The sequence below is a fragment of the Microbacterium tenebrionis genome (assembly GCF_020682665.1).
GTDB lineage: Bacteria > Actinomycetota > Actinomycetes > Actinomycetales > Microbacteriaceae > Microbacterium > Microbacterium tenebrionis.
In genome coordinates this window covers 430036-441846 of sequence record NZ_JAGTTM010000001.1, presented here as the reverse complement: position 1 = coordinate 441846, position 11811 = coordinate 430036, and the positions used below count along the sequence as shown (strand labels likewise).

12 protein-coding genes are annotated in these 11811 nt (G+C 70.4%); 10 read left to right on the top strand and 2 right to left on the bottom strand.

Annotated features, from left to right (window positions below; genetic code table 11):
• Nucleotides 1-111: 111 nt before the first annotated feature.
• Entirely contained in the window at nucleotides 112-507 is a 396-nt protein-coding gene (locus KEC56_RS02235) for a hypothetical protein (protein ID WP_175987673.1), read from the top strand.
• A 150-nt stretch (nucleotides 508-657) separates the two neighbouring features.
• Nucleotides 658-2130 carry an MATE family efflux transporter gene (locus KEC56_RS02230; RefSeq protein WP_175987671.1) on the top strand — a complete coding sequence of 491 codons (1473 nt, stop codon included), beginning with the start codon at nucleotides 658-660 and terminating at the stop codon, nucleotides 2128-2130.
• A gap of 3 nt (nucleotides 2131-2133) precedes the next feature.
• Here KEC56_RS02230 and KEC56_RS02225 read toward each other — a convergent pair whose 3' ends face one another.
• Nucleotides 2134-2598 (bottom strand): Lrp/AsnC family transcriptional regulator, encoded by a 465-nt coding sequence (locus tag KEC56_RS02225; protein WP_175987669.1) that lies wholly within the window; start codon nucleotides 2596-2598, stop codon nucleotides 2134-2136.
• A gap of 112 nt (nucleotides 2599-2710) precedes the next feature.
• Here KEC56_RS02225 and KEC56_RS02220 point away from each other — a divergent pair, with 112 nt between their 5' ends.
• The 4 genes from KEC56_RS02220 to KEC56_RS02210 all read left to right on the top strand — a co-directional run bounded on the left by KEC56_RS02220 (nucleotide 2711) and on the right by KEC56_RS02210 (nucleotide 7190).
• Nucleotides 2711-3910 carry a trans-sulfuration enzyme family protein gene (locus KEC56_RS02220; protein ID WP_227529630.1) on the top strand — a complete coding sequence of 400 codons (1200 nt, stop codon included), beginning with the start codon at nucleotides 2711-2713 and terminating at the stop codon, nucleotides 3908-3910.
• Between the two features lie 95 nt (nucleotides 3911-4005).
• Nucleotides 4006-5793 carry a YhgE/Pip domain-containing protein gene (locus KEC56_RS02215; protein ID WP_227529629.1) on the top strand — a complete coding sequence of 596 codons (1788 nt, stop codon included), beginning with the start codon at nucleotides 4006-4008 and terminating at the stop codon, nucleotides 5791-5793.
• Nucleotides 5794-5960: 167 nt separating this feature from the next.
• Nucleotides 5961-6083, top strand: coding sequence for a hypothetical protein (locus KEC56_RS13870; protein ID WP_264674994.1), 123 nt, complete (start codon nucleotides 5961-5963; stop codon nucleotides 6081-6083).
• An 87-nt stretch (nucleotides 6084-6170) separates the two neighbouring features.
• Nucleotides 6171-7190 carry a zinc-dependent alcohol dehydrogenase family protein gene (locus tag KEC56_RS02210; RefSeq protein ID WP_227529628.1) on the top strand — a complete coding sequence of 340 codons (1020 nt, stop codon included), beginning with the start codon at nucleotides 6171-6173 and terminating at the stop codon, nucleotides 7188-7190.
• 75 nt (nucleotides 7191-7265) lie between these two features.
• Here the strand turns inward: KEC56_RS02210 and KEC56_RS02205 are convergent, their stop codons facing one another.
• Entirely contained in the window at nucleotides 7266-8243 is a 978-nt protein-coding gene (locus tag KEC56_RS02205) for an acetylxylan esterase (protein ID WP_227529627.1), read from the bottom strand.
• Between the two features lie 127 nt (nucleotides 8244-8370).
• On the opposite strand from KEC56_RS02205, the gene KEC56_RS02200 reads away from it, so the two are divergent.
• The 4 genes from KEC56_RS02200 to KEC56_RS02185 all read left to right on the top strand — a co-directional run bounded on the left by KEC56_RS02200 (nucleotide 8371) and on the right by KEC56_RS02185 (nucleotide 11775).
• Complete coding sequence (locus KEC56_RS02200) at nucleotides 8371-9783, top strand: coiled-coil domain-containing protein (RefSeq protein ID WP_308012989.1); 1413 nt, start codon at nucleotides 8371-8373, stop codon at nucleotides 9781-9783.
• 18 nt (nucleotides 9784-9801) lie between these two features.
• Nucleotides 9802-10623, top strand: a complete 822-nt coding sequence (locus tag KEC56_RS02195) for a sulfurtransferase (protein WP_227529626.1) — start codon at nucleotides 9802-9804, stop codon at nucleotides 10621-10623.
• Nucleotides 10624-10780: 157 nt separating this feature from the next.
• Nucleotides 10781-11401 (top strand): acyl-CoA synthetase, encoded by a 621-nt coding sequence (locus KEC56_RS02190; protein WP_227529625.1) that lies wholly within the window; start codon nucleotides 10781-10783, stop codon nucleotides 11399-11401.
• Complete coding sequence (locus KEC56_RS02185; RefSeq protein ID WP_227529624.1) at nucleotides 11398-11775, top strand: hypothetical protein; 378 nt, start codon at nucleotides 11398-11400, stop codon at nucleotides 11773-11775. Before KEC56_RS02190 ends, KEC56_RS02185 begins: the two co-directional genes overlap by 4 nt.
• The last annotated feature ends 36 nt before the right edge of the window (nucleotides 11776-11811 follow it).

Sequence of the window (11811 nt, the reverse complement as noted above, 5' to 3'; positions counted from 1 at the left end):
GGCCCTCGAGGCACGTCCGGGTGGCGTTTGCGTAACATCATCCTTCCGATGGATGCGGATGCCGGCGGGCCTGCGTACCGTGGGAAACACGAAGGCGACCGGGGGGTCACAATGTCATCGATCGGGCTGATCAGGGATCTTTCAGAGCTTTTCCTGTGGGTCGGAATCGCGGGGGCGGGCATCGCCCTGATCTGCGCGATCGTCGCCCTGATCGCGCTTGCGATGGGGGCCGCCGGCGTAGCCGGCGGAGCATCCGCGGCGTGGATCGGCGGCGCACTGCTCAGCCTTGCATCCGGTTTCTCCGGGCAGTGGGTTCCCGCGATCGTGGCCGCGGGCGGCCTCGTCGTCGCGCTCGTGCTCGGCGCCGTCGCACGGTCCATCGTGCAGGCCTTCGAGCGGCGACCGAAGCCGGAACCGATGGCCTCCTCCGCAGCAGCGGCACCGTCGTCCGCGCCGGCACCGGTGCTGGCGACGCCGCGCATCGTCGGCGTGCACAGCGACCTCTGAGACCGGCCGGTCTCTGAGGCGGGCCCGGCTCGCTGCGTTCACCGCCGTGTGGGTCATCGATCGTCCGAATCGATTCGATAGACTGGGCGCTCGCCGCACTCCGGCGAGCCGTCTGCCCCGATCCTCGTCTCCGGAAGCCGCTTCCCCCGCATGGCAACCTCCCTCACCACAGGCCGTCCCTGGCGCGTCATCCTGACCTTCGCCGTCCCTCTGCTGATCGGCAACGTCGTCCAGCAGCTCTACCAGGTCGTCGACACGGTGGTGGTCGGGCGCGAGCTCGGCGTGAACTCGCTCGCCGCCGTCGGCGCGACGGGGAGTCTCCTGTTCCTGCTCCTCGGATTCGCCTGGGGCATGACGAGCGGTTTCGCGATCCCGACGGCGCAGGCGTTCGGGGCGAAGGATGCTGCGGGCGTGCGGCGATCCGTCGCCACGGGCACCCTGCTCTCGGCCGCCGCCAGCATCGTCATCACGATCGGCGGCCCGCTGCTGGCCGAACCCGTGCTCGTGCTCATGCAGACACCGCCTGAGCTGCTCGCCGAGGCGACGCTGTTCACGCAGGTGAGCTTCCTCGGCGGCGGGGCGACGATGTTCTTCAACTACCTCTCGGCGATCATCCGCGCGATCGGCGACTCGAAGACGCCGCTGGTGTTCCTCACGATCGCGTGCGGGCTGAACGTCGTGCTTGTCATCGTGCTCGTGGGTCCCGTCGGATGGGGCGTGGCCGGCGCCGCGCTCGCGACCGTCGTCGCGCAGGCCGTCTCGGTGCTGCTGTGCCTGGAGTTCGTCCGCCGACGGATGCCGATGCTTCACATTCGGCGCGAGGACTGGCGCGTCACCCGCGACGACATCGCCGACCACCTGCGGCTGGGCCTCCCGATGGGGTTCCAGGCCTCGATCATCGCGATCGGCACGCTCGTCGTGCAGGTCGCCCTGAACGTCCTCGGCGCCGAGGCGATCGCGGCGTACACCGCGGCATCCAGGGTCGACAGCCTCGCGACGGCGCTGCTGGCCTCCCTGGGCCTCGCGGTGTCGATGTACGTGGCGCAGAACTTCGGCGGCCGGCGGCCCGACCGCATCCGCTCCGGCGTCGTGCAGGCGACGTGGATGGCCATCGTCGCCTCGCTCGTGCTCGGCATCGTGCTCATCGCCTTCGGCACGCACCTGGTGCGGCTGTTCGTCGGAGACGGTGCCGACGAGGTCGTCGAGCTCGCGCACCTCATGCTCATCATCAACGGATCCACCTACGCCCTGCTCGGCGTGCTGTTCGTGCTGCGCGGTGCGCTGCAGGGACTCGGTCAGGCGATGATCCCGACCATCACGGGTGTCGTCGAGCTGTTCGCCCGCGTGGCCGCTGCCGTCGTGCTCGGAGCTGTTCTCGGATTCGCCGGCGTCGCGATGAGCAACCCGCTCGCCTGGGTCGGCGCGGTCGTGATCCTCATCCCCGCATACGTGCGCGCGCATCGGGCGCTGGCGAAGATGCCGGTGGATCCGCTCGAACCGACGCTGACGACGCCGATCGCGATCGTCGGCCCCGACAACAGCTCCCTGAACGTGGATGCCGTGGTCACCCAGCCCGTGCCCGTGATGGTGCAGCGCCGCTGGAAGAAGCTGCTCCGCCGCTGAGACCTACCCCAGTACGCCGCGGCCGTCGCGCAGATCGAAGACCAACTGGGTCTCGGTTCCGCGCACGACCGGATGCACCGTGATGTGCTCGAGGACGATGTCGCGCAGTGCCGCGGCATCCTGCACCGCCACGTGCACGAGAAAGTCGTCGACGCCGGCGACGTGGAACACCTGCAGCACGCGGGGAGTCGCGACGAGCGCGTCGAACAGGGCGTTCACCTTCTCGCCGGTGTGGTTGGCCAGACGCACCTTGATGATCGCCTCGAGCGGGTAGCCGAGGGTCGCGGCGTCGAGTCGGATGCGGGTGTCGCGGATGACGCCGCGGTCGCGCAGGCCCCGCACGCGGTGCGCGCACGTGGACTCGGCGAGCCCCAGCCGGGCGGCGAGCGCCTTGTTCGTCAGGTCTGCGCGCGTGCTGAGCGCAGCCAGGATCTGCAGGTCGAGCTCGTCGAGTTGTGCTTTCGCCAAGATCGTCGCCCCTGTTCAGTCGCCCGTCATCGATAATCGCGGATCTGCCGTGATAGTCGGCGGATGCTGTCGAATTCTCCCACTCGCATTGGGATTCCGGCAACGTAAAGGCATGAGCCTGCACCCTGACACCGTCGCCGTGCACAGCGGCCGCGACGACCTCAACGCGCTCGGCGTCCACGCCCTGCCGATCGACCTCTCAACGACCAACCCGCTTCCCGATATCGAACGGGGTGGCGACGCCTATGAGGCGATGGCCACCGGCGGCCGTCCGATCGAGAACGGCAGCCTGGTGTACCAGCGGCTGTGGAACCCGACGGTCGCACGCTTCGAGGAGGCGCTGGCCACGATGGAGCACGCCGAGGCGTCGGTCGCGTTCTCATCGGGGATGGCGGCGATGACCGCCGTGATCCTGGCCATGACATCCGCCACCGGCAAACGCCACGTCGTGGCGGTCCGTCCCCTGTACGGCGGCACCGACCACCTGCTCGGCTCCGGGCTGCTGGGCACCGAGGTCACGTTCTGCCATCCGTCGGAGGTCGGCGTCAGCATCCGTCCCGAAACGGGCCTCGTCATCATGGAGACGCCGGCGAACCCCACTCTCGAACTCGTCGACATCGCCGCAGTCGCCGCGGCGGCGGGCGGCGTTCCCGTCGTCGTCGACAACACCTTCGCGACGCCGATCCTGCAGAACCCGCTCGATCTGGGCGCGGCGATGTCGCTGCACAGCGCGACGAAGTACCTCGGCGGGCACGGCGATGTGATCGCCGGGGTCGTCGCCTGCAGCGAGGAGCACGCCGAAGCGCTGCGCCGCGTGCGCGCCGTGACGGGAGGGCTGCTGCATCCGCTCGGCGCGTACCTGCTGCACCGCGGCCTCACGACCCTTCCGGTGCGGATCCGGCAGCAGCAGGCGAACGCGCAGCGCATCGTGCAGTGGCTGATCGACCGGCCGGAGGTCGACGAGGTGTTCTACCCGGGACTCGACGGCGACCCGCAGGGCATCCTCGATCGGCAGATGCGGGGAACGGGGGCGATGATCGCGATGCGCATGCGCGGCGGCTACGCGGCGGCGAGCTCCGTGGCCTCCGCGGCCGAGCTCTTCACGCACGCGGTCTCGCTCGGGGGAGTGGACTCGCTCATCCAGCATCCGGCCGCCCTGACCCACCGCCCTGTGCCTGCTGACGCCCGCCCGGATGCCGACGTCCTGCGTCTGTCGATCGGGCTGGAGGACGCCGATGATCTCATCGCCGATCTGGCGCGCGCATTCGCCGTTGTCGAAACGCTACAAGAAACCAAGTCTCAGAGAATCTGAAACTTAGTACTGGTCGCAAAGGCCGAGGGAAGTCGGCATCCGCACTCCTACACTCGCGGGTGGCAACGATGCCATTGACCCCTGGAGCCTCGATGATGAGTTCTCAGTCCCACGCGCACGGCAACGGCGTGCGCATAACCGTCGTCGTCCTCGCCCTGCTTCTCGCGGCGATGGTGACGATCTTCTTCCTGACGACCGGAAAGATCGCCGCGGGTGCCGCTGAGCTGTCGGACGGGACGGGCACCGCCCGGGACGGATCGGCTCAGCTCGCTGCCGGAGCGCAGGAGCTCTCCAGCGGAGCGCAGCAGCTCGCCGACGGCTCGCAGGACCTCGCCGACGGCGCGCAGAGCGCTCACGAGGGATCGCAGAAGCTCGCCGCCGGTGCGCTGAAGGCCGAGTCCGGAGCTGCGGCACTCTCCGTCGGCGCCGGCACGCTCGCCGCCGGCACCGCCAGCGCCGAGTCCGGCGCCGCCCGCCTCAACGGGGGAGCGCGGACGGCGCTCTCCGGCGCGCAGGAACTCGCCGCCGGGCTGCTGCGTGCAGATGCCGGTGCGCAGAAGGCTGTCACCGGTGCGGAGAAGCTTTCCGGCGGCGCTGCCCAGGTGGATGCTGGCGCGCAGAAGGCCGTGGACGGAGCGCAGAAGCTCTCCGGCGGCGCCGCGGAGCTGGATGCCGGTGCGCAGAAGGCCGTCACGGGTGCGCAGAAGCTTTCCGGCGGGGCTGCCCGAGTGGATGCGGGTGCCCAGAAGCTGCTCGACGGTGTGACCAGCATCGCCGCCGGCGTGGGCGGTGCGCACCAGTACGCGCAGTCGCTGAACGCCGGGGCCCAGAACCTCAGTTCCTCGCTTGCCGCCGGAACCGGCGACCAGGTCCGCTACCTCGCCGCCAATGGCGCCACCATCACCGGCACGGTCGGTTCGCTGTCGCAGAACTCGCAGGCGCTCGCCGACCAGCTCGCCGTGCTCGCGCAGACCAAACCCGAGCTCGCGCAGCTGGCGGCACTGGCTGCCGGTGTCGACAAGCAGGTCGACGGCATTGCGCCCGCAGCGGCCGCAGCGCCGCAGCTCGCTCAGGGCCTGATCAACGCCGGTGACGGCGCTGCGTCGCTCGCCGCGGGAACCAGCGCGCTCCTCAACGGCGACTCGTCGAAGGGCTGGCCCGGAACCATCGGCCTCGCCGATGCGCAGAACGGCGCTCCGGCGCTCGTTCTCGGCGCTCAGAACCTCAAGAAGGGCAGCGGCGACCTCGCCACCGGTGCGTCGGAGCTCGCCACGGGCATGGCGCCGCTGAAGTCGGGAGCATCGCAGCTGGCCTCGGGTGCGAAGGAGCTCGCCACGGGCATCGCCCCGCTGAAGTCGGGAACCTCGCAGCTGGCCTCGGGCGCGAAGGAGCTCGCCACCGGTCTTGTTCCGCTGAAGTCCGGCACCGCCGACCTGGCATCCGGCGCCGGCCGCCTCAGCGGCGGTCTGACCACGCTCTCCGAGGGCGCGGCAGCGCTGCACGACGGAGCGACGCGTCTGAACTCCGGCGCATCCAGCCTGAACGAGGGTGCGGCATCCCTTGCCGAGGGCACCTCGACCCTGCAGCAGGGCGCGTTCGACCTCGACAACGGCCTCGGCACGCTGTCCGAGGGCGCGACCGCCGTCGCCGACGGCTCGGGTGAGCTCGCCGACGGCGGCACGAAGCTCGAGACGGGCGCCGTCGCGCTCGCCGACGGCAACGGACGCATCGCAGACGGCTCGGGAACGCTCGCCACCGCGACCGCGGGTGCCGCGCCGTCGATGCTGCCCTGGATGCTCGGGATCGCCCTGATCGGTCTCATCGCGATCGGCTTCTGGGTCGGTCACCGGATCAGCCACCGACGCGCGCTCGCCGCGGGGTAGGCCGGGCAGAACGGCCAGGCGGGGGCCGCAGGACCACGAGTCCTGCGGCCCCGTCCCGCGTCGGCCGCGTGCCGTCCGCCGCAATCGCCAGCCACCATCTGCTCAGGGCAGAGCCGCCCTGAGCAGATTCCGCCCACCGGCGGACGGATGCCGCGCACAGTGGGGGCATGAGCGAAGAGAATCCGATTCCGCAGTTCGACCCCGAGGCCAGGCGCGCGCCGTTCCACGAACGCGTCCTCGTGCTCGACGACGCCCTCGATGACGACAACGGCACGCTGCTGATGACGTAGCTGCTCACCCTCTGGAATTTCCGGAGTCCGCAGATCCGGAGTTGTATGGAATCACACACCGAAGCACACATCAGAAGGAGTGCACACATGCGTGGAGTAGTCATGCACGGCCCCGGCGACGTCCGCGTCGAGGACCGCGAGAAGCCGACCATCACGAGGCCGACGGATGCCGTCATCAAGCTCGCCGCGACCTGCATCTGCGGCTCCGACCTCTGGCCGTACCGCGGTGCCGACAGCGTCGATGCGACGCCCATGGGCCACGAGTACGTCGGCGTCGTCGAGGAGATCGGCGCGGACGTGAAGAACCTGAAGGTCGGCGACTTCGTCGTCGGCTCGTTCATGGCATCCGACAACACGTGCGAGATCTGCCAGGCCGGGTACCAGTCCCGATGCGTGCACGTCGTGCCGATGGGCCGGTACGGCACCCAGGCCGAGTACGCGCTGATCCCGCATGCAGACGGCACGCTCGTCGCCACCCCTGGGCAGCCCGACGCCGACCTCATCCCCGCTCTGCTCGCCGCGTCCGACGTGCTCGGCACCGGATGGTTCGCCGCCGTCGCCGCTGAGGCCGGACCGGGCAAGACCGTCGCCGTGGTCGGCGACGGCGCGGTGGGCCTTCTCGGCATCCTCGCCGCGAAGCAGCTCGGCGCGGAACGGATCATCGCGATGAGCCGGCACGCCGATCGCCAAGAACTCGCGCGCCGTTTCGGCGCGACCGACATCGTCGAAGAGCGCGGCGACGAGGGCGTGGCGAAGATCAAGGAGCTCACGAACGGGCTCGGAGCGCACTCGACGATCGAGGCCGTCGGCACGCAGGAGTCGATGATGCAGGCGATCCGCTCGACGCGGGCCGGCGGGCACGTGGGCTACGTCGGCGTCTCGCACGACGTGGCGCTGCCCGGCGACGAGCTGTTCTTCTCCGGCGTGCACCTGCACGGCGGGCCGGCCCCTGTGCGGCGATTCCTGCCCGAGCTCATCCAGCTCATCTGGGACCGCGAGATCGACCCGGGCGTCGTCTTCGACCTGACCCTGCCGCTCGAGGACGCGGCCGAGGGTTACAAGGCGATGGACGAGCGGCGCGCCACGAAGGTGCTGCTGACCGTCTGAGCGACGACCGCGGCGCATCCACCCGTTCAAGTAACGCAAATGACCCCATCCGCGTGCGGAATGGGGTCATTTGCGTTACTTGAAACCGGCGAGCCGCTCCGCGAGGAAGGCGGCCTGTTTCTGCCACTGCAGACCCAGGCCGCCTTCGTGCTCGTTGAAGGCGTACTCGACGATGTCGGCGGTCCCGCCCCAGTGGTTCCGGGCGGCGAACACCGTCGACGGCGGGCACACCGGGTCCATGAGCGCCACCGAGAACAGAGCGGGCGCCGTGGCCCGGCGGGCGAGGTTCGCTCCGTCGAAGTACGACAGCGTCCGGAAGGTGTTCTCGACGGCGTCCCGATGCACAGCCAGGTACCGCACGATCTCGGCGTAGGGGTCGCGGTCGGTGAGTCCGACCGCCCGTTCGAAGTGACAGAGGAACGGCACGTCCGGCATCGCGGCGATCAGGCCGCTCGAGAGCGCCGCGGCGGCGATCGCGACCCCGCCGCCCTGGCTGGTGCCGGTCACGGCGACCCTGGATCCATCGATCTGATCGAGCGAGCGGATCGCGTCGATCGCGAGGACGGCGTCGGTGTAGACCCGGCGGTAGTAGTACTCGTTCGGGTCCTGGATGCCGCGGGTCATGAACCCCGGCGCCGCGGGGCCGGAGCCGTGCGGGTCGGGCGTGATGCCGCCGGTGCCCCATCCGCTGCCCTGGCCGCGGGTGTCCATGAAGAAGTGGGCGTACCCGGATGCCGCCCACCCGAGCCGCTCATGCGGAAGGCCGCGCCCGCCGCCGTACCCGTTGTACTCGACGACCGCCGGCAGAGCGTCGTCGGCATCCGCCGGCAGCAGCAGCCATCCGCCGACCGGATCTCCGCCGAACCCGCTGAAGGTGACGTCGTACACCTCGAACGCCTGCAGCGGCGAGTCGATCCGGCGCAGCCGGACGGGGGCGGCGAGGGCACGCGACTCGCCGAGGGTCTGCTCCCAGAAGTCGTCGAAGTCGGCGGGCTCCGCCACCTCGGGCCGGTAGGAGCGCAACTGCTCCGCCGGCAGGTCGAAACGCGGCATCGCTGAATCCTTCACTCGGGGTCGACCGCAGTTTATCGCCGCGACGCTGTCGCCTCACAGGCGCACTGGTTAGGCTGAACCTCCGGGTCTCTCCCGCATCTCTCCCCCGCTCTGAAAGGCGTCCATCGTGACCGAATCCGTTGAGAACACCGCCGAGCAGGGCACGGACTTCTTCGATCAGCTCGCCCAGGGCCCCGCGCGCGAGCAGGAGAGCTTCACGATCGGTTTCCGCGGCTACGACCGCGGCGAGGTGGATGCCGCGATCGCGGGTCTGCGCATGCAGATCAAGCGCGCCGAGACGGAGCTCACCGAGGCCCGCTCCGGTGTCAGCCGCGACGTCGAGTCCGTGCGCGCCGAGCTGGAGACCGCGCGGTCCGAGAGCGAGAGCCGGGCAGCCGAGAGCGAGGCGCGCATCGCCGAGATCGAGAAGCAGCAGGAGGAGCGGGTCGCTGCCGCCCGCGCGGACGATGAGAAGCGCATCGCCGCCCTCGAAGCCGATCTCGCCGCCGCTCAGGCTCGGGCCTCCGAGTCCGAGCAGCAGGTGGCGGCGCTCTCGAACGAACTCGCGGGCGCCCCGAAGGACGAGACCGACACCGAGGGGTCGCGCCTGCAGTTCGAGGCCGTGCTCCGCGTGGCCGAGGAGCAGGCATCCGTCCTCATCCAGAACGCCGCCGTGCAGGCGGAGCGCCTGCTCGAAGCCGCCCGCGACGAGGCCGAGGCCCGCCGCGCAGAGCTCGCCGCCGAGGTCGACCGGCTGACCACCCAGGCGCAGAACGACGCCGACCAGGTGCGGCTGCGCATCGAGACCGAGTACACCGCGCATGAGGCGCGCATCGAGCGCGAGGCGGCGCACGCGGCCGAGAAGGTCAATCAGGCCGAGCAGGAGGCGGCGACCATCCGCACCGAGGCCGAGAAGGGTGCGGCGGCCCTGCGCTCCCTCGTCACCCGCGAGACGACGCAGCAGCGCACGGATGCCGAGCGCGAGGTCCGCGAGATGAACGCCCGTGTCCTCGAGTTCGAGGAGACCCTGACCCGCCGTCAGGATGACGCGCAGCAGGAGTTCCTGCTGCTGCACAATCAGGCGGTCGCGCACGCCGAGCGCATCACGGCCGACGCGAACGAGCAGGTGGCGTCGTCGCTCGAGCACTCCAAGCGGATCGCGGCGAAGGCCGACGACTACGAGAAGCTCATGCGCTCGCAGGCGCAGTCGATCGAGGCGGATGCGCAGGTGCGCGCCCGCGCGACGCTCGAGCGCGCTCAGGTGAAGGCCGAGAAGATCGTCAGCACGGTGACCGGACACACCGCCGATGTGCTCCGCGATGCCGAGGACCGCACCCGTCAGCTGCGCTGGCAGCAGCAGCAGCTGAACAGCTTCATGGCCGAGGTGCGCGAGCTCATCCGCCCGGAGGGCGTGCTCGCGGCATCCGCCGGCGAGACGGAGGACGCCGACGACGTGGACGTCCTCGAGGAGGGCGACGAGGTCATCGAGCTCGCTCCCGACGCGGACGAGACGGATGCCGACGAGGACGACCGCGCCTGATCGGTCGGCGCTGCAGCCATGTCTCACCTCGTCGACGCCGCGCGGCTCACGGACCTGATCGCTGCGGATGCCCGGATCCTCGACGTCCGCTGGAAGCTGGGCCGGACCGACGGTCGTGACGCCTATCTCGCCGGCCACATCCCCGGCGCGGTGTACGTGGACCTCGAGACCGAGCTGTCACGGCACGGGCATCCCGACGAGGGCCGGCACCCGCTGCCGTCGACAGGGCAGGTGCAGGATGCTGCGCGCCGCTGGGGCCTGAACGCGGGCGACGTGGTGGTCGCCTACGACGACGCCGGGGGACTCCCGGCAGCCCGAGCGTGGTGGATCCTGCGGCAGGGCGGTGTCGACGTGCGCGTTCTCGACGGGGGCTGGCAGGCCTGGCAGACCACCGGCGGAGCGGTCGAGGCAGGCGATGTCGTGCCGGAGCCCGGACACGTCGTGCTCGCCGACATCAGTGGCGGCAGCCTCACGATCGACGAGGCCGCGGCGCTCGCCGCATCCGGCATCCTGCTCGACGTGCGCGCACCCGAGCGCTTCCGCGGCGAGGTCGAGCCGATGGACCCGATCGCCGGCCACATCCCCGACGCGGTCAATCTGCCGACGACCGCGCACGTGGATGAGTGCGGGATGCTGCGCGAGCCGGACGCCCTGCGCCGCACGTTCGCCGAACGGGGCATCACGGACGGCGTCGCGGTCGGCGCGTACTGCGGTTCGGGCATCACCGCCGCGCACACGGCGCTGGTGCTCGCCGAGATCGGCATCGACGCGAAGCTGTTCCACGGCTCGTGGAGTCAGTGGTCGAACACCCCGGGCCGGCCGGTCGCGACGGGGGAGTGAGCACTCAGTCCCGGTCGTCGTAGCCCCAGCGGTCCGCGCGCAGCGTCGCGGAGAAATCGGCACGCGAACCGATGGCGGCAGGATCCCGAGCCCCGCGTCAGCGCCGGCCGTTCGCCCCCGCGTAGACTGGAGAGACCACTCCGACCGAGGATTCGTCATGTCTGCGCCTGCTCGCACGTTCACCGTGCGCCACATCCAATTGCTGCGCGCTCTGTTCGCGGCGGCCGCGGCGCTCATGATCACCTTCTCGCCCGATCACTCAGCAGCGATCGGCTTCTCAGTGTTCGGCGGCTTCGTCGCCGCGAGCGGGTTCATCCTCATTCTCGGCGCCTGGGTGGTGGCATCCGCCGGCCACCGATGGCCGTTCATCCTGCTCGCCGCGATCGATCTCGCCGCGGCGATCGTCAGCGGCATCCCGACCTGGCGCAACGACTCGGCGTTCTTCATCGTCGTGATCATCTGGGCGGCGGCATCCGGCCTCGTCGAGCTCATCGCCGGCCTCCGTGAGCGCCGCACCGACCCCGCAGCGAAGGACGCCATCGTCGTCGGCGCCCTCGGTCTCGTGCTCGCCGTCGTGCTCCTGCTCATCCCGGCGAACTACGCGCTGCAGTACGTGGTGCCGGGAGCGGGAGAGCTGACCCTCACCGGGATCATCCTCGCCGTCGGCATGTTCGGCGGATACTCCGCGATCGTCGCAGTCTTCCTGGCGATCGCCGGGTTCTCACCGCGCCGCAGCGTTACGGCGCAGGATTCGACCACGGCGGGAGACGCCGCATGAGCGACAAGAAGTCCACCCGGCGCGAACTGCTGCGGCCGCTGCACCTCCTCGGGATCGCGCTGGCGGCCGGCATCTTCGCCGCTGTCGTCACCCTCGTCTCGACCGGTGCGTTCACCGCACGCGTCAACAACGCGATCGCCAACGGCACCTACCAGGGGCTGACCCCGGTCGGCCTCGGCCTCGTGATCGGCGGCGGTGCGTTCATCGTGACGCTCCTGATCCTCTCGATGCTCATCCTCGCCGTGGATCCGCGCCAGTACGACGAGAAGACCCTCGACCGACCGGTGCTGTTCGACGAGGACGCCGATGCCTCCGCCGCCGGCCCCGAGACGAGCCGCCCCGACACGGGCGCTCCCGGCACCGACCCCGCCTGACCGACCGAATCCGGCTCCGAAAGTAGACTTTCGGGG